23 protein-coding genes are annotated in these 16915 nt (G+C 44.9%); 8 read left to right on the forward strand and 15 right to left on the reverse strand.

What is annotated here, in order from left to right; genetic code table 11:
- Positions 1-15: 15 nt before the first annotated feature.
- Together DYI25_RS10055 and DYI25_RS10060 are read right to left on the reverse strand one after the other, a co-directional pair.
- A complete protein-coding gene (locus DYI25_RS10055; protein ID WP_213368382.1) occupies positions 16-1179 on the reverse strand; it encodes an endonuclease Q family protein in 1164 nt (387 codons plus the stop codon).
- The gene (locus DYI25_RS10060; protein WP_213368384.1) at positions 1180-1731 is read right to left on the reverse strand and encodes an NUDIX hydrolase; all 552 of its coding nucleotides are present in this window, start codon (positions 1729-1731) and stop codon (positions 1180-1182) included.
- A gap of 75 nt (positions 1732-1806) precedes the next feature.
- Between DYI25_RS10060 and mciZ the strand changes: the two genes are divergently transcribed.
- Both mciZ and DYI25_RS10070 read left to right on the forward strand, forming a co-directional pair.
- Positions 1807-1953: a Z-ring formation inhibitor MciZ gene (gene mciZ, locus DYI25_RS10065; RefSeq protein ID WP_213368386.1), complete on the forward strand. Its 147-nt coding sequence runs from the start codon at positions 1807-1809 to the stop codon at positions 1951-1953.
- A 60-nt stretch (positions 1954-2013) separates the two neighbouring features.
- Positions 2014-2925: an aldo/keto reductase gene (locus tag DYI25_RS10070; protein ID WP_213368388.1), complete on the forward strand. Its 912-nt coding sequence runs from the start codon at positions 2014-2016 to the stop codon at positions 2923-2925.
- A 69-nt stretch (positions 2926-2994) separates the two neighbouring features.
- On the opposite strand, the gene DYI25_RS10075 is transcribed toward DYI25_RS10070, so the two are convergent.
- The 6 genes from DYI25_RS10075 to DYI25_RS10100 all read right to left on the reverse strand — a co-directional run bounded on the left by DYI25_RS10075 (position 2995) and on the right by DYI25_RS10100 (position 7553).
- Positions 2995-3732 carry a hypothetical protein gene (locus DYI25_RS10075; protein ID WP_213368390.1) on the reverse strand — a complete coding sequence of 246 codons (738 nt, stop codon included), beginning with the start codon at positions 3730-3732 and terminating at the stop codon, positions 2995-2997.
- 238 nt (positions 3733-3970) lie between these two features.
- Complete coding sequence (locus tag DYI25_RS10080) at positions 3971-4498, reverse strand: GrpB family protein (protein ID WP_213368393.1); 528 nt, start codon at positions 4496-4498, stop codon at positions 3971-3973.
- On the reverse strand, positions 4495-4743 hold the full coding sequence (locus DYI25_RS10085; protein ID WP_213368395.1) for a YqkE family protein: 249 nt from the start codon (positions 4741-4743) through the stop codon (positions 4495-4497). The genes DYI25_RS10080 and DYI25_RS10085 overlap by 4 nt, the downstream gene beginning before the upstream one ends.
- A 142-nt stretch (positions 4744-4885) precedes the next feature.
- Positions 4886-5554 carry a 3-oxoacid CoA-transferase subunit B gene (locus tag DYI25_RS10090; RefSeq protein WP_213368397.1) on the reverse strand — a complete coding sequence of 223 codons (669 nt, stop codon included), beginning with the start codon at positions 5552-5554 and terminating at the stop codon, positions 4886-4888.
- A gap of 29 nt (positions 5555-5583) precedes the next feature.
- Positions 5584-6273, reverse strand: coding sequence for a CoA transferase subunit A (locus DYI25_RS10095; RefSeq protein ID WP_213368399.1), 690 nt, complete (start codon positions 6271-6273; stop codon positions 5584-5586).
- Positions 6274-6365: 92 nt separating this feature from the next.
- A complete protein-coding gene (locus DYI25_RS10100; protein ID WP_213368402.1) occupies positions 6366-7553 on the reverse strand; it encodes an acetyl-CoA C-acetyltransferase in 1188 nt (395 codons plus the stop codon).
- 150 nt (positions 7554-7703) lie between these two features.
- Between DYI25_RS10100 and DYI25_RS10105 the strand changes: the two genes are divergently transcribed.
- The 4 genes from DYI25_RS10105 to DYI25_RS10115 all read left to right on the forward strand — a co-directional run bounded on the left by DYI25_RS10105 (position 7704) and on the right by DYI25_RS10115 (position 10321).
- Positions 7704-8606: a hydroxymethylglutaryl-CoA lyase gene (locus DYI25_RS10105; RefSeq protein WP_213368404.1), complete on the forward strand. Its 903-nt coding sequence runs from the start codon at positions 7704-7706 to the stop codon at positions 8604-8606.
- A gap of 72 nt (positions 8607-8678) precedes the next feature.
- Positions 8679-8810, forward strand: coding sequence for a hypothetical protein (locus DYI25_RS22605; RefSeq protein WP_274609499.1), 132 nt, complete (start codon positions 8679-8681; stop codon positions 8808-8810).
- 163 nt (positions 8811-8973) lie between these two features.
- Positions 8974-9111: a hypothetical protein gene (locus tag DYI25_RS10110; protein ID WP_213368406.1), complete on the forward strand. Its 138-nt coding sequence runs from the start codon at positions 8974-8976 to the stop codon at positions 9109-9111.
- Positions 9112-9382: 271 nt separating this feature from the next.
- A complete protein-coding gene (locus DYI25_RS10115) occupies positions 9383-10321 on the forward strand; it encodes an alpha/beta hydrolase (protein WP_213368408.1) in 939 nt (312 codons plus the stop codon).
- A 228-nt stretch (positions 10322-10549) separates the two neighbouring features.
- Here DYI25_RS10115 and DYI25_RS10120 read toward each other — a convergent pair whose 3' ends face one another.
- Together DYI25_RS10120 and DYI25_RS10125 are read right to left on the reverse strand one after the other, a co-directional pair.
- Positions 10550-11068 carry a hypothetical protein gene (locus DYI25_RS10120; RefSeq protein ID WP_213368410.1) on the reverse strand — a complete coding sequence of 173 codons (519 nt, stop codon included), beginning with the start codon at positions 11066-11068 and terminating at the stop codon, positions 10550-10552.
- A gap of 112 nt (positions 11069-11180) precedes the next feature.
- Positions 11181-11510 carry an iron-sulfur cluster biosynthesis family protein gene (locus tag DYI25_RS10125; protein ID WP_213368412.1) on the reverse strand — a complete coding sequence of 110 codons (330 nt, stop codon included), beginning with the start codon at positions 11508-11510 and terminating at the stop codon, positions 11181-11183.
- Between the two features lie 142 nt (positions 11511-11652).
- On the opposite strand from DYI25_RS10125, the gene DYI25_RS10130 reads away from it, so the two are divergent.
- Complete coding sequence (locus DYI25_RS10130) at positions 11653-11877, forward strand: CDGSH iron-sulfur domain-containing protein (RefSeq protein WP_415802648.1); 225 nt, start codon at positions 11653-11655, stop codon at positions 11875-11877.
- A 116-nt stretch (positions 11878-11993) separates the two neighbouring features.
- On the opposite strand, the gene DYI25_RS10135 is transcribed toward DYI25_RS10130, so the two are convergent.
- Together DYI25_RS10135 and DYI25_RS10140 are read right to left on the reverse strand one after the other, a co-directional pair.
- A complete protein-coding gene (locus DYI25_RS10135; protein ID WP_213368414.1) occupies positions 11994-12332 on the reverse strand; it encodes a YolD-like family protein in 339 nt (112 codons plus the stop codon).
- A gap of 21 nt (positions 12333-12353) precedes the next feature.
- Positions 12354-13613, reverse strand: a complete 1260-nt coding sequence (locus DYI25_RS10140) for a DNA polymerase thumb domain-containing protein (protein WP_213368415.1) — start codon at positions 13611-13613, stop codon at positions 12354-12356.
- A 228-nt stretch (positions 13614-13841) separates the two neighbouring features.
- Here DYI25_RS10140 and DYI25_RS10145 point away from each other — a divergent pair, with 228 nt between their 5' ends.
- Positions 13842-14033, forward strand: coding sequence for a YqzH family protein (locus DYI25_RS10145; RefSeq protein ID WP_213368416.1), 192 nt, complete (start codon positions 13842-13844; stop codon positions 14031-14033).
- A gap of 121 nt (positions 14034-14154) precedes the next feature.
- Here the strand turns inward: DYI25_RS10145 and DYI25_RS10150 are convergent, their stop codons facing one another.
- The 3 genes from DYI25_RS10150 to DYI25_RS10160 all read right to left on the reverse strand — a co-directional run bounded on the left by DYI25_RS10150 (position 14155) and on the right by DYI25_RS10160 (position 16910).
- Complete coding sequence (locus tag DYI25_RS10150; RefSeq protein ID WP_213368417.1) at positions 14155-15498, reverse strand: DUF4179 domain-containing protein; 1344 nt, start codon at positions 15496-15498, stop codon at positions 14155-14157.
- Positions 15491-16012, reverse strand: coding sequence for a sigma-70 family RNA polymerase sigma factor (locus tag DYI25_RS10155; protein WP_213368418.1), 522 nt, complete (start codon positions 16010-16012; stop codon positions 15491-15493). The genes DYI25_RS10150 and DYI25_RS10155 overlap by 8 nt, the downstream gene beginning before the upstream one ends.
- A gap of 103 nt (positions 16013-16115) precedes the next feature.
- On the reverse strand, positions 16116-16910 hold the full coding sequence (locus DYI25_RS10160) for an SDR family NAD(P)-dependent oxidoreductase (protein WP_213368419.1): 795 nt from the start codon (positions 16908-16910) through the stop codon (positions 16116-16118).
- Positions 16911-16915 lie beyond the last annotated feature (5 nt).

Consider the following 16915-nt stretch of genomic DNA (forward strand, 5'->3'; position numbering starts at 1 on the left):
AATGGACCGGATTTTTTAATCTGTTATTTTCCCGTATTTGCCTCCTCCGCCTGCGTGAAAGGCGAGCTGGCCTTTTCGTGCCTTATCTATGGTTACGGCTGTCCTTTCCGAAATGACCTGTTTTAAAGAATCGAGAGGCACTGAATGAAGGACGGCCATTTCTGTACCGAAATGGTCCATAAGCTTTTCTAGCATTTTCGGTCCAAGGCCTGGAATGAATTCGAGGGGCACCTGGTGGATATATGGCGGCCTTGCCTCCTGATTCCCCTCTGAAGACCTTAGTTCCTGTATTCTGTCGGCAACACCTTTCACCTTTTTAACAGAACCGCATTCAGTACACGCATCATCAAATGTAGGACTGTATGCGAGGCATTCCCCACAGACTGTACGATGATACTTTCCAAGCTGCGGATCCAGACCGTAATTTGCTTTGATCCCCCTGCCTTCCGATTGTTTCAATGCAAGTTTCAGCTCACGGAAAGATGGCTCAACCATTTCAATTTTCTGGTATTCTCGCGCAATTTTCGCAAGAGAATGGGCGTCGGAATTCGTTACAAACGGATATTGGTGAAGCTCAGCAAGCTGGTCAGCCATTTGTGTATCTGAACTTAAACCCAATTCGACTCCATCGATCATATCTGAATCAAACACCTCTGAAAGAGAACTCATCACCCCTTTTCCGTACAAACTTTTGAAGGGTGTAAATACATGAGCGGGAATAAAAATACCTCCAAGATCCTTAACCTTCTTTTGCAAAACACGTCCAGCAATATAGACTCTTTGAGAGCTTAAATGGATATTTTTCATGTGGTTTTCAAGCCATTTTGAAAAAGTTCTCATCGATTGCAAGCTGGGCAGATAGCATAGTACATGGATAGGACCTTGGGTGCTTCCATCATTTATCTCAAGCTCGGAACCAAGGATGACACTCATCCCACCATAGTTCAATCCGCCTTCAGGGTGTTCCTTCAGCTCACCTGCTTTAAGCAAGTCTTCCATTTCATCAAGGACTTCTGGTGAATGGCTATCAATGACCCCTATCATATTCAACCCTTTATAGTCCCTGGCGTGGCGGATGATATTGCTGAACGTCAGGGATTTTGCTCCGGTGATTTTTACAGCTCGGCCTGATTTCGTCCTGCCAATATGAATGTGTAGGTCAACGAAGTATTCTTGCATTTACTTATCTAATGCCTCCTGCAATTGCAGGTGCTGTACTGCAAATGCCGTTTTTGCGTCAAAGATCCTTTGTTCTTTCACAAGCTGGATCGCCTCTTCAAGTGTTATCTCTATCAAGTTGACAAATTCGTCCTCATCCGCTGCTGCTGGATTAGCTTTTTTAGATAGCCCTGTTGCTTTATACACATGAATGATTTCATCTGCGAACCCTGGAGATGTGTAGAAAGAGATAAGCCATTCCATATTTGCGCATTCATAGCCCGTCTCTTCTTCGAGTTCACGGGCAGCACAAATTTCTGGCTTCTCACCTGCCTCAAGCTTGCCTGCGGGAATCTCGATAATCGTCCTTTCAAGTGCCTTCCTATATTGTTCAACCATGATAATTTTATGATCAGCTGTGACCGGAATGACCGCGACTGCCCCTGGATGCTTGACGATCTCCCTTTTTGATGTTTTTCCATTTGGCAATTTTACATCATCTACTTGCACGCTAATGACCTTTCCGGTAAAAACATGCTCCGTCTTCAATGTTTTTTCTTCAAGAGATTTCATACTCGTCCACTCCTGTTCTAATCCGATATCAAATGCTCATACATTTTACCATACTTATCCGAAGGGAGTAGACGGATGAAAATTTATGTCCATGGCCAAGGAATCACTTTAGCCGGCAAAGCATGGGAAATCAAGCGCGCGTTAAAAGAGTATGGCAAAAAGCATGAACTTGTAAAAGATTGGGTTGAGACTGTCAACCATCCTGTTCGCCGTCCAGAATAGTTGAATGCACTCCTTGCCTTTCGTTAAAATAAAACCAACATTGGAACGGAGTGATTTTTTATGAAAAGACGGAAACTAGGTACATCTGATTTGTTTGTCAGTGAAATCGGCCTTGGATGCATGTCGCTTGGAACGAATTTCCTAAAGGCACAGGCAGTGGTTGAAGCTGCGCTGGAGGAAGGGATCAACTATTTTGATACCGCAGATTTATATGATTTTGGAGAGAATGAAAAGATAGTCGGACAAGCGTTAAAGAATGTCAGGGAGCAGGTCATCATTGCTACGAAAGCTGGCAATCGGTGGACAGACACGAAGGACAAATGGACCTGGGATCCATCAAAGGCTTACATTAAAGAGGCCGTCAAGCAAAGCTTGAAAAGACTGGATACCGATTATATTGACCTTTATCAGCTGCACGGCGGGACAATTGAAGACAACATTGATGAAACCATCGAGGCCTTTGAAGAATTGAAAGATGAAGGATATATCAAATATTATGGCATCTCGTCCATTAGGCCTAATGTCATTCGTGAATATGCCCAAAAATCAAACATCGTCTCTGTCATGATGCAATACAGCATACTTGACCGCCGCCCTGAAGAAATAGCACTCCCGCTCCTTCATGACCAAAACATCAGTGTGGTAACGAGAGGTACGGTAGCTAAAGGCATGCTGAGTGACAGAATGCTCGAAAAGGCAGCTTCCAAAGGGTACCTTGATTACAGCTACGACGAATTGGAAGTGGTTCTTCCTTTATTGAAAGAGAAGGTCGCTTCAACTAGATCTCTTGCCGAGGCCGCCGTTCAGTATAATTTAGCCAACCCTGCAGTAGCTTCCATTGTCGCTGGAGCAAGCACCCCTGAACAAATCAAGGAAAATGCCAGGTCTGCGAATTCCTCTTCCCTGTCTGTCGAAGAAATCAATTTAATTAAGTCAATTACGAAGGCAAACAAATATGAGCAGCATAGATAAGAGAAAAAGGAACACTTTCGCTTTTATAGACGAAAGTGTTCCTTTTTTTCTGTCTGACTAATCAAGTATTTATGCCAGCATCAGCAAGAGTGTATAGCCAGCCAGTCCAGCGGCAAAGGCCCAAAAGTTACTCTCCCTTTCTTCCGGGAGCTCCTCTTTCATTACATTTAAAATGACTCCTCCTGCGAGCAGGCCAAAAAGCACGGCAATAATGCTTTCATTCACTTTCCAGATGATTCCGATTGTCCAGCCAGCCAGTATTGCGGCAGCGAGAAGCCATCTCCCTATACGATCATATATTTCCTTGTGCGCTTCCCTAAGCGCATGGTCACTGGTGATGAAATGGACGGCCAGTGCAATAAAGTAAAATATCAATCCCGCAATTGTTTCCTGTTCTCCACGTAGTAACAAATATCCTATCAAACTGTTGTATAGGAAAAACGAAACGATATGGATCCAAAACACACCTTTTGAAGCCCGGTCCATGTCGTTTTTTTCTTGCTGTTTTTTCTTTGAGGTTTTTACCATCCGTTCTAATCCATAAAAAATGGCCAAACCAATCATAGCTACAATATATGTATGGTTTTCAAAGAAACTCAGGGCATCAGATTGGATACTCCTATCAAGGACCTCGTTATGTTTATTCAACTCAGGGAGCAGATGGATGAATACATATGCTACAGAAATGCCTCCTGCAGCTGAAAGCAGTCTGCTTCGAGGTACGTTATCGAGGAAAGGTAAATATCTTGAAAATAAATGGATTGAAACGAATCCGGCCGCCAGTACGAAGGTTATAAGTAACAACATTTTGCTCCTTTGCTTTTTTTACCTAATTGCCCTTTCGCACAGGAAGCAAAACATTTGTTATCGAGGCTCTTTTCGTAAACTTTGCTGCTTTCTCAACGAAAAGTAAAAACCGGCATCAGGGTTTTTACGAGTATAAATGCAATCTTTGTTCAGAAGTCCCCCGAAAAGAGCCCCCCAATACCTTTATTAATACGGTTACAAGTACATGTACGAAAAGCAACAATCAATATGAAAACCTTTATCTAATGGGTCTCCAAAGCATCGCTTTTTGCTCAATTTCCTTCACGATCGGAGATTTTCCATCAATATAGGATTCTATGTCATATTCAAATTTTTGGGCAGCTATTTCTTTTACAACAGCGTATTTGCTGGCTTCCCGAGGGTGAGCCCTTAAGTAATCACGGAATACAAGATGCCTGTATAATTGATGGCTGCCTTTTTCAAAAGAGTGCAAATGAACTTTCCGAATCCCATTTTCGTCATACTTTTGAAAATAGCGCCGTCCAGGGATGCCGTTTTCCCCCTTCGCCTCGTAACCAGCAGCCTCAATGGCAGGTGTCGCCTTTTCCACTTGTGCAAGACTATCAGCTGCTAACATGATGTCTATGATCGGCTTGGCGCTAAGTCCCGGGACAGATGTGCTGCCGATATGGTGTATTTCTACCTCTGCCGGTTCAAGGATAGTTTCCAGAAGCTGTTTCTCATTTTCAAAAAGCGTTTTCCACTCTGGATTGTATGGAACTACTTCCACTCTTCTTCGGGTCATTTGAATTTCTTCCAATCCATTTCGCTTTCGGAAAGCAACTCTTCAAACGATTTGTTCTTTTCCCTTAAACGCTTCTCTTCCTTCTTGCGCTCCAATTCAGCCTGCTTTTCCTTTTCTTCCTCTTCCTTTAATTGTTGTTGCTGTGCTTTTAGCTTTTGCATGATATCCTGATTCAGGAGGTCACCCAGTGTTGCTGGCTTTTCCTCTTTTTTTACCGGTTGCTGGCGTTTTTGTTTCTTTTTCATAGTTGATCCCTCATTTTTTTGTTCAGCTGAAGCAGGAGAGCTTAGCTTATTTTTTTAAAGATTATATCACGAAATCTCTTAAGTGAAATAAAGTCCAGTTTTAATGAAGAAGGAACGCCTTTTAAAGGGCGTTCCCGGTTTATCAATATGCGTCTAACACTACTGAGTCGTCTACCTGCAATTCAGGTTCTGTTGATTTGATGACATCGTCGACTGTGTAGCCGGAAGCTACTTCTACAAGTTTTAGTCCGAAAGGTGTCACGTCGATGACGGCCCTATCGGTGATAATCCGATTGACTACGCCTTTTCCTGTTAGTGGCAGGCTGCATTCCTCGAGGATTTTCGGCTCGCCGTTTTTGTTCACGTGTTCCATGATGACGATGATTTTCTGGGCACCGTGGACCAGGTCCATCGCACCGCCCATCCCTTTGATCATCTTGCCTGGAATCATCCAGTTTGCCAGATCACCAGATTCTGCGACCTCCATACCGCCAAGGATTGCTATATTGATATGTCCGCCGCGGATCATTGCAAAAGATTCAGCAGAATCAAAATACGCAGCACCTGAAATCGCCGTAACCGTTTCTTTGCCTGCGTTAATCAAATCTGGATCGACGCTGTCCTCAGCTGGATAAGGTCCAATCCCAAGCAAGCCGTTTTCAGACTGAAGGACAACCTGCTTGTCGTCGGAAATGAAATTTGCAACTAATGTCGGCATCCCGATGCCAAGGTTTACGTAAAAACCGTTTTCGATTTCTTTTTCAGCCCGGCGCGCAATTTTCTCCCGGACATTCCCTTTGTTTTTAATCATATGCCTTCTCCTTTCATGATCAGCCAGAGTTAACTTCTCACTGTCAGCCTTTCAATCCGTTTCTCCTGATTGCCCTCAATCAGTGTCTGGACATAAATGCTTGGAGTATGGATACTGTTCGGATCTAATTCTCCTACTTCATATAAATTCTCGACTTCGGCAATGGTGACCCTGCCGGCCGCTGCAATCATCGGATTGAAGTTCCTTGCCGTTTTATGATAGACAAGGTTCCCCATTTTATCGCCCTTCCAGGCACGGACGATGCTAAAATCCGCAGTCAGCGACTCTTCAAGGAGATACTCTTTGCCATTGAACATTCGGGTTTCTTTTCCTTCCGCGATTGGTGTCCCCACTCCTGCTGGTGTGTAGAAAGCCGGAATTCCTGCACCGCCTGCCCTGATTTTTTCAGCCAGGGTTCCTTGTGGAATCAATTCGACTTCGATTTCACCGGATAATACCTGTCTTTCGAACTCTTTATTTTCCCCAACATATGAACCTACCATTTTCTTAATCTGCTTGTTCTTTAGCAGCAGTCCAAGTCCCCAATCGTCGACACCACAGTTATTTGAAATGACTGTCAGGTCTTTTACTCCTTTTTCAACAAGTGCCAGGATGGCATTTTCCGGGATTCCACAGAGGCCAAAGCCGCCAACCATCAAGGTTGCGCCATCATGGATATCTGCCACTGCGTCTTGAAAGGATGTGCAAATTCTTTTCATCGTTCTTCCCCCTTTGACTATGGATAGCACTGGCATGCCCCTAATATGACAGGCTGTGCCAGAGTTGCTAGAAGTTTTAAAGATTAATAGCTTTATGCAAGTTCCACTACGGTGGCGACACCCTGTCCGCCTCCGATACAAAGTGTGGCAAGGCCTTTCTTCGCTTGTCTCCTCTTCATTTCATGGATCAGCGTAACAAGGATTCTCGCGCCGCTAGCTCCAATCGGATGACCAAGCGCTATTGCTCCGCCATTCACATTCAGGATTTCCTTGTTGAATCTCAGTTCACGATCGACGGCCAGTGACTGTGCGGCAAAAGCTTCATTCGCCTCAACCAGCTCCATATCTTCCATCGTCATGCCCGCTTTATTCAAAGCCTTCTTAACAGCATCAACTGGTCCGATGCCCATGATGCTTGGGTCAACACCAGCACTTGCATTTGCCCTGATAACGACAAGTGGTTTCAGGCCAAGCTCTTCAGCTTTTGCCCTGCTCATGACAAGAAGAGCAGCTGCTCCATCATTGATTCCTGACGCGTTCCCTGCTGTTACGCTGCCATCCTTTTTGAATGCAGGACGCAGCCCGCCAAGCTTTTCCGCTGTTGACCCTTTTTTCGGATACTCATCCGTATCAAAAACAACCGGATCTCCTTTTCGCTGCGGGATTTCAATCGGTACGATTTCATCCTTGAACTTTCCTTCTTCAATCGCTTTTACAGCTTTTTCCTGGCTGGATGCTGCAAATTCATCTTGTTCCCCGCGGCCGATGTCATATTTTGAGCAGAGATTTTCTGCCGTCACGCCCATATGATAGTCATTGAACGCACACCAAAGACCGTCCGAAATCATGCTGTCGACGAGCTTCTGGTCACCCATTTTGAAGCCTTCACGTGCGTTTTTTAATAAGTATGGCGCCTGGCTCATATTCTCCATTCCGCCGGCTACGACAACCTCAGCATCTCCTGCGATAATCGCCTGTGCTGCCAGATGAACAGCCTTCAGGCCTGACCCACATACTTTATTGATGGTCATAGAGGAAGCGCTTTCAGGAATACCCGCCTTAATTGCTGCCTGCCTTGCAGGATTTTGCCCAAGACCTGCCTGGAGGACGTTCCCCATGATAATTTCATCCACCTGATCGGGCTGGACTCCTGCCTGCTTCAAGGCATCTTTAATTACCGCGGCACCGAGATCTGGTGCGGAAATATTTTTCAAACTTCCATTAAAGCTGCCGATTGCCGTTCTTACTGCAGCTACGATGACTGCTTCAGTCTTGCTCAAACTGCTCACCCTTTCTCTAGTTCTCACATTTAATTAACTTCGATTGCTTTTAATAAAATCCCTTTTATTTTATCAAAATTTTATTTATTCTTGCATTTTTAAAAATATTCTATTTACAATTAAGATATCTTAAGAGGAGGGATCTATCAAATGCTGCAGCTTCCCGAGAAGGTTGAAATAATTGAAGTTGGCCCGAGAGACGGGCTTCAAAATGAAAAGAGCTTTGTTCCTACAGAAGTAAAAAAAGAATTTATCCATTCTTTAAAGGATGCCGGCATTAAAGAGATGGAGCTTACTTCCTTCGTCTCCCCTAAATGGGTTCCACAGATGGGAGATGCGGCTGAAATCGTGGCTGACTGCCTTGACAGCGACACGAGGAATATCGTCCTCGCTCCTAATAAAAAGGGGATTGAACGCGTTTATATGACTGGCTGCAAAGCCGTTGCTGTATTCGTCGGTGTCAGCAATACCTTTAACCAAAAAAATATCAACAAAACGACTGCCGAGAGCCTTGCCGAGGTTCTGCCATTGATTGCAGAGCTTAAGTCGAAGGATTATTTTGTGCGCGCATGCATCTCTACTGCCTTTTATTGTCCGTATGAAGGCAAGATTGATGAAGATGAAGTCCTTGCACTGTGCGGTGAATTCGTTGAGGCTGGGGTCGATGAACTGAGTGTCGCCGATACAATCGGCATGGCTGCACCGCATGAGTCCTTTTCTTTATTTTCCAAATTGAAGAATGCCTACCCAGACGTGCTGCTTACTGCGCATTTCCATGATACAAGAATGCTGGCCTTATCAAATATTTTTGCCGCTCTCCAAGCAGGAATTACTCGATACGACACTTCTGCCGGCGGCCTGGGCGGATGCCCGTTCGCTCCAGGTGCTGCAGGCAACGCTGCTACTGAGGATGTTGTCTATATGCTGCACAGGATGGGAATCGAAACTGGCGTAGACCTTGATATGATGCTCAAGGCCATTGAGGTGATCCAGCCTCATATCTCAAGACCTATTGAGAGCACCTATTTCAAGCTAAATTCTGTTACAGTCTAACTTTTTGCATAAGCTCCTGCTCTTGAATCCATCTTATTAGATGAGGTTATTTTGAAGAAGGGAGCATGTTGAATGAGCCAAAAACGTGACAAAGGATACAGCCAGCAAGGTAAGCCAAACGCAGATACGGTAAAACAGCAGATTGCCGCCGAGGATCTCGAAAAAACGACCCATCCAACCAAGCGTCAAAATTCACAGCAATAAGAAAAGCGGAGGCGCCTTGGTCAGCCCCGACAAGCGCTGCCCGACAAGAACGCCACGTCCTCCCAAAAGCTACCGCTTTCGGTCGTGCGATGAATCGCTTCGAAGCCTTCCTTGTCCTGTGGCTGTCGGGTCTAGCACGTCCTGTGCCTCGGAGGGCCGGCCGGTGAAGTCGTTCTTTGACTTCATTGGGCGGACCGAAATTGCAATGTATAGCCGACTGCCCAAAAATGCAGAAACTGGAGACTCCGACAAAGAAGCGCTTTTTGCTTCTGCCGCGGAGTTGATGTTTCGGAGTTTCTAGGAGGCGAAACTAGACAAGCGTCTCGAGGAGTTAGGAGCCGCAGCTAGACAAGTGACTCGAGCTGCTCAAAGCTAACGCTTCTCGCAAGATACTCGTGGAAGTAATCTCAGCGATGAAAACTGGCTAGGCGCTGGAGCTGGACACTTCTCGAAGTGATAATTATACATTCTTATAATTTACAGGTGGACCGCCTGATTCGGCGGTCTTTTTCATGTTTGTACTACCAAGACTAATGGTAAAATAAAGAAAACAGATTATCGGAGGGTTGAGCTTGAGAAGAGCATTCCGTGTGCTATTTTCTTTTTTGTTTGTCCTAACCTCGCTCGGGGTTTTTATATCCAATAAAGTCATGTTCTTAAAAAGGAAAGATGACGAAGAAATCTTCAACCGAGAAACGAAAGCCGGGCATCTGGTGCCTGATGAATATGATTCCCTGCCAAAAACGGAAATTACCATTCCTTCGTCCTTTGGTTACTCATTGAAAGCCGTCCTTGTTGAACCACATGACACAAACCGCTACATCATCATTACTCATGGGGTTACCCAGAGCAAGACGAATTCTGTGAAATACATGAATTTGTTTCTGAACAGGGGATTCAATGCGGTTATCTACGACCACCGCCGCCATGGGGAATCCGGCGGGAAGACCACAAGCTATGGATACTATGAGAAGTTCGACCTGAAATCGGTGGTAGACTGGCTGAGGGAGGAGAAGGGTCCGGATTTGCTTCTCGGAATCCATGGAGAGTCTATGGGAGCCGCTACCCTGCTCCTTTATGCAGGCATGATTGAGGACGGTGCGGACTTCTATGTGGCAGATTGCCCTTTCTCTGACTTCAGCGAACAGCTCGCTTACCGCATCAAGGAAGAGGTTAAGTTTTTGCCTCCAAAACTATTGCTGCCAGTCGCCAGCATGTTCGTTCGCATCCGTGATAAGTATTCTTTGAGCGAGGTATCCCCGATTGCGGTTATCGAAAATATCAAAAACCCGATTCTGTTCATCCATAGCCGCAAGGACGACTTCATCCTGCCATCTATGACCGAGGCCTTGTTTGAGCAGAAACAAGGGCCGAAGAAGCTATACATGGCCGATAACGGCCTTCATGCCCAATCCTACAGCGAAAACCGGGAACAATACGAGAAGGTGCTCGATGAATTTCTTGAGGAACATGTCTGTGCCGATCATGGAAGTACGGAAGTGGACCATTAATACAAGTTGAGCGATGTTTTATCTTACGCTCTGGTTCTTTTTCAGTTCGTATGTAATCAATAGAGCCCCTCTATTGGACACTTTTCTCACGTTCCGGCTTCCGTTTGTCCGTTAGGAGCTTTCTATCGGACACTTTTCTATTTCCTCGGCTCACATTTGGCCGTTACAGGCCCCGTCACTAGTCTATTGAGCGCAAAAAAAAGATCGGCCCATTCCTGAGCCAATCCTTTACTGTTTTTCTCCCTGGCGATCGATTTCTTTGCCTTCAGCATTCAGTGCCCTGACTTCCTTGTAATCGCCAATTTCGTAATAATAGCGTTCGTTTTCTTTTTCAAAGATTTCTATTTTCGCAAACTTGCCATCTGGTCCTGCAGCTTCAATTGTTTTGATATCCGGATTCACGATTTTTCCGAAAATCACGGGAACCTTCGCATCCAATGTTCCGTCTTCTTTAAAGGTTGTGAAAGTATCGGCATACAGGATCATGAAATCATTTTTATAATAAGTCCAGTGATTATGCCCCGCATTTTCCCAGCCTTCTTTTTCGCTGCCATTGATATAGGCTACTGCCAGCGCGTCGAATGTGTTTGAGCCTTCTTTTTGCTCTGTTGTGTAAAAGATGAGCCATCCATCCTCCACTTTTTCCTTGTGGACGATTTGTTTGATGTTGAACGGAATATCGTTTTGGATTGCTTCTCCCGCAGTCTTGTAGGCGCACGCAGACAGCACAAGTGCGCACAAAATCATTATGGCCGACCTCCAAAATTTCCCCATCTTTCTCCCCTGCCTTCGCGTCAAACTTCTATGTAGTTCTACACCCTTCTCTCTTATTTAACCTTTTTTTCAATTTTTTGTAAACTCATAACCTTCTTTTATCATAAAAGCTCATTCTTGGATTCAAATATTCATTCGGGCTCTTTAATTGGAAACATCCTGCTGTATCCTTATAATCAATCGTCATCTCTTCATCAAAAAAGACTTCCTTGGATTTTTCCATATAGATTGGAATCCCGCCTGTTTCTATCTTGTTTTCTTCCTCATATCGTTCGCTTTCAAACCAGAGGGCAGCTACCCCACTTACTGCACAGCCGCATCCGTCTATATCATATTTTAATTTTAGATACCCTTGTTTTCCCGAAATTTTTTCTTGCAGTTTGTTTGAAGCTGCTTCAGTGATTTTTAATTTCATTGATTGCACTCCCTTTCCGATTTTTCATTTTACCATACGAGGATCATTATTTCGTTTGATAACCCCTGGCCAATCTCAAAATAGTCTTGCAATTTTTCTGTTTAGCTTTTACTATCAAAGATAATTGTGACACTTGAAAGGGGTGCTTATTTTGTCAAAAGTAACGATAAAGGTGAATGATAATGGTTCATTAAGGATTTCCGGCGATGTTGAGCTGTTGGATGGTGCCGGCAATAAATATGAAACGAAACCTGTTTTCTCGCTTTGCCGCTGTGGCATGAGCAAAAACATGCCGTTCTGCGATGCTTCCCATAAAGGGAAATTCGAATCAGTCGTGCGTGCACCGCAAGCTGATGAAACGGAATAATATTTTTGAGGGCAATGGTCATCCCATTGCTCTTTTTTTACGGGGATCTTTCCAGGACATTATAAAGGAGATGGTCCTGAGATGGAGCATCACTAGTGAATATCTCAATGACTCGACTACCATTCATCCGCAAGCCTGACATCGGCAATGTGTGAAATCCCGATACGATGGATTTCTTCGAATCTGTCAACAATATGGAGCTTCTGCCCAAGTTCATTCCAATAATGGATTTTTCCAATCACCAATTCATATTTCCTTTGCCTGTAATAGGTGATGCTGAGCGGGCGGTTATACTCCATCGCTTCGAGGATCGTTTCATTCAATTGTTCAAGCTGCTGTTCATCCAGCTGCTTTTCCTTTTCATATTCGTCCTCCTGTGCCCAGTCACGCAACATCTTGACATGCTCTGGAAGCATCATTGACGTCCATTTAATTCTTCCTCGGTCGCGAATCATCTTGCTCTCCTCCTCCTGTTATCAACCCTTATGCCCGCCAACGAGTGCGGCGCGATGCCTTGCTGTTCCGGCTGCTGTATACGATACCGCCCTTAAGAGTGCTGACGAGCCGTATCGGCTGCGGATCCGGTCCATTGCGTAGCCAAGCTCTTTCTTTTTCCAGCCGTTTTTTTCAAATAGATTCAATTGGAATTCGCTGTCGGTGACGAGATTCCCGAGTGAAATCGAGATGCTGCGCACCGTCTTTCCCGTATAGTTCTCGGCAAAAAGCTCGAGGCAGACACGATACAGGTCCATCGTGATATTTGTCGGATCCTCAATCGTCCTTGAGCGGTGGAAACCTCCGCCGAATTCGTCCTGGCTGTAGCCAGCCCCAAAACTTATGGTTCGGCCTGCTTTTCCATGGCTTCTTGCCCTGCGAGCGACTTCCTCGCACATTTCGAGGATGACATGCTTGATTTCCTCTTCTTCTTTATAATCGCGAAGCAGAATCTGGCTTTTCCCAAAGCTGACCTGCCCTTCCATGATTGGGGCACCGATATCCGAAAAATCGATTCCCCATGCATGCCAGTACAGCTGGTTGCCCATGATGCCGAATTTTTTCTCCAGTTTCTCAAGATCATAGCGGGCCAGCTGGCCGACGGTAAAAATCCCCATGCTGTTCAATGTTTTTTCAACGCGGCGGCCGATCCCCCACATTTCCCTTAGCGGCGAGACTTTCCACAGCTTCGTCTGGACATCATCATAGGTCCATTCAGCAATGCCCTTCTTTTTTGCATCGAGGTCAAGACAGAGCTTTGACATCAGCATGTTCGGCCCGATTCCAATTGCACAGGGAAGCTGGAATTCGCGCTCAATGTCATCTTTGATTTTTTTTGCAATTGAAGCAGCGTCTCCCCAAAGCTTCGAAGCTCCGTCAACTTTTATGAAGCTTTCGTCGACACTGTAGGTATGGATTGCTTCCTTTGGGACATAGCGATTGAATACACGGGAGATTTCTGTGGAGATTCGCAGGTAGGTGGACATTTGCGGATCAACGACAATAATTCGCGGATCATCGGGAATTTCAAATTTTCGTGACCCAGTCTTGATGCCAAACTCCTTTTTCAAACGCGGTGAGGCTGCGAGGACAACGCTTCCCGGGCGGTCAAGATTCCCGACGACAGCCAGGTAACAGTCAAGAGGATCAAGGCCAAGCATCACGGCGGCACAGCTCGCATAAAAACTCTTCATATCCACACATAAAATTTTATTTTGCGGCATTTCGATGTAATCGACCATGTTTCTTCTCTCCTTTCCGAAGGGGTACCGCTATCAATAAGAACATCTGTTCCGTTTCATTATACCCATTATAATAAGCGAATATGCGTTCGGTTTCAATGGTAATTTTCCGGCGGACTGACTTAATTAAGGGGTAAATGGTGAGTCATGCCAGGAATGGACAATTTTTCGGAAGGGTGTTTGCTCCGGCATTTCCAAGTATAATCAGGGGGGAGAGGTGCTGTTTTTATGGATAAAAAACTCATTCGCAAGATGGTCCAGAAATGCTTCGTGCAGTACCGGCATGATGATACACTGCCGTTTGGCGAGGCGGAATTCGAAGAGATCTATGAAAAGATTGTGGACCTGAAAAAAGAGGAGCCTGAGGCGGATTTGCATGATATCATCAATGATGCCGTTTATGAATTTTTGGCTACGTAAAAACAATTTGGAAGCCCGATACAATGAGCCGGCCAACCCTAAAAAATGACGGGCATCAAGAACAGCTGATTCCGACATTCCCGAAATAGTAAAAAGGCTGCCCTAAATGACAGCCTTTTTACTATTTTAATTTGATGTTCGCCTCACCTTTGATTTGTGAAGGATAATCATGGATTTTTAGAGAGATGGGCCCAGGTGCGGCTCCTTCTTTAAAATACGGAAACAAGATATCGATGGATCCGCCCTCCATATTATATCTAACAGCTTGCGAGCCGTCCCCGATTTTTTCGCCAGTCTGATCAACCGCCTGATCAAATGAAATATTTACATGCCCATTCTCGGAGCCTTTTTGGAAAGTCAGCATCAAATCATTCTCCTCCCTGCTCACTTTCATCAATCTGCCGTCGCTTGGAGCCTTCAATATTTCCAGCTTATCCGGATCAAGTATGATATCAAGTTCCTTTTTATCAAGTGCCCGTACCGAATTAAAACGCAGATAAAGCTCTTTTGGTTTTTTGAAGTAATTGCTTTGCAGGTAAAACTCTTTGGTGTTCTCCTCCGAATGGCTGATAATCGTTCCATTATTGATTGCTGCCCATTCCTCACCGGTTTCATCCATTAGCCTTAAGTCGTTAAATCCAAAGATCTGCTTGGAATTCTCCTCATCAAAATGGACGGTTACACCAATTCGTGTAGGATAGATTGACACTTTTTCGACAGTGATTTTCTGTCCCTCAAACTCGACTGTTTCATTTACTTCAAATATTTCTTTTTTATCCTTAAAAGCATCCTTGTCAATTGAGAACGGAAGCACCCAACTGTCAGCAAGCATATTCAGAGGCTGGCCGTTTTCTGCTCTTCCTTCAGCGAGCTCAATACTCAGCTTCAAGTTTTCAGGAAGATTGGTCCCATAAAATTCATATCTTGCCTGAAGCAGATCCTCGTTATTCTGCGAATCCCATCCACCAAACGACAACACCGTTTCTTCCAAATTATTTCCTTCACTGTCGGTCAGCCTCAGGTTTTCAACCGAGATTTCCTCGTGTCCGCCTGAAGAGTCAATCTTATAAAAGAGCACCATCATCTGTTCGTCGACGATCACCGAGTCAAGTGTAATTTTTATCCCATCATGTTCATCAGACACACCGATTTTTTGTGCGAAATCATTTTCAACTGCTGCAGTCAGCCCTTTATCATAGCGGACAAGCTCTACAACCTTCTCCATCCCCGGTATTAAGGTGACATACGAAGCAAATGTCTCTGACGTCCTCAGCATCGCTGTAAAAGCAAAAATCAGGATGGCTGCTGATGCGAATGTCCTCATTAACAAAAGGTTTTTCTTCTTTTTCTTTTTCCCCTTACTGATTCCTGCAGCGATTGCCTCATCCAGCAGGAGTTCAGGGACTTCGATAGTATCAAGTGCGACCCGAGCCTTTGTCAGTTTTTTTTCTTCAGCATTAAGCATAACCTAATCCCCCTTCTTCTTCGAGCTGGTCGCGAAGATCCCTCAGTCCTTTGTTCAGCCAAGTCTTCACGGTACCTTCAGGGCATTCCAGAATTTCGGCAATTTCCTTTATTTTAAAATCATGTACATATTTCAGTTCGATGACCTGCCTGGTTTTTGGATCAAGCTTGCCGATGACTTCCTCTACTTCAAGCCAGCTGGACTGGTACTCAGAGCCCATCAGGCTGATGAGATCATCGCTGACGAGGAGCCGCTTCCGTTTCTTCAATTCGTCGTTGCAGTAATTTAGCAGTATCCTTATCAGCCATGTCGTGAAATATTGCGGCTCCTTCACCTTGCGGATTGAGCGGAACGCCCTGTAGGTGATCTCCTGCATTGCTTCGACTGCGTCCTCACTATTTTTCAAATAACTGAGGGCAATCCGATATAGGCGCACTTTATGCAGTTGCATCAGTTCATAAAATGCAGTTTCATCACCTTTCTTAGCTTTTTGTATTAATTCTTGAAGCTCCAATTTGTCTCCCCCTGACTTTCTCTCTAACTATTAGACACACAAGCCGGAAAAAAGTTTTAACAAATTTAAAAAACCGCCAAAAAAATCGTGGCGGTCTGGATGTTTATTTTTTGTTGAACATATTCTTGCCGAATAACTCAAAGGTCCTGGGAAACAGGGTATAAAATCTGCTGCCTGCATTCATCCAACGCGGCAGGTTGATTTCACGTGTTCTCGTCATCATGCGGTTGACTACTTGTTTTGCCACGTATTCAGGCTGCAGCATAAAACGCTTTACATTTTTGACGTAGGTTCCCTGCTTATCCGCGACCTCAAAAAAATTCGTAGCGATTGGACCAGGATTGACCGAGGTGACAAAGATATTGTCATCAGCAACCTCCATCCGCAGGCTGTTCGTGTAGCCAAGCACCGCATGCTTTGTTGCCGAATAAACACTTGATTTCGGTGTGGCAATCTTGCCCGCCTGGGAAGCAATATTGATAATATGACCGCTTCTCCTCTGCTTCATAGCAGGCAGCACCATCGACGTGCAAGCCATCAATCCGACGACATTGACATCGAACATCGTTTTAATATCATCAATTTTCGCTTCGTGTGCATAATCAAAAATGCCAAAGCCAGCATTGTTGACCAGTATATCAACGTAGCGGATGTCAGAAAGCACTTCTGAGAAAACCCGCTTGATTGCTTCAGGGTCAGCCACATCCAGCTGCTGGGCATGGACATTGATGGCATACTTTGATTGTAATTCTTTTTTTAAACTCTCTAGTTTATCGATACTCCGGGCCAGAAGGACGAGATTCGCTCCGCGCGCGGCGCAAAGCCTGGCAATCTCGGCCCCGATTCCCCCAGAGGCACCGGTTATAATAATATTTTTTCCTTTTAAGGACGGCATCATCTTTC

Source organism: Mesobacillus boroniphilus (assembly GCF_018424685.1).
In the GTDB taxonomy this organism is placed as follows: domain Bacteria; phylum Bacillota; class Bacilli; order Bacillales; family Cytobacillaceae; genus Mesobacillus; species Mesobacillus boroniphilus_A.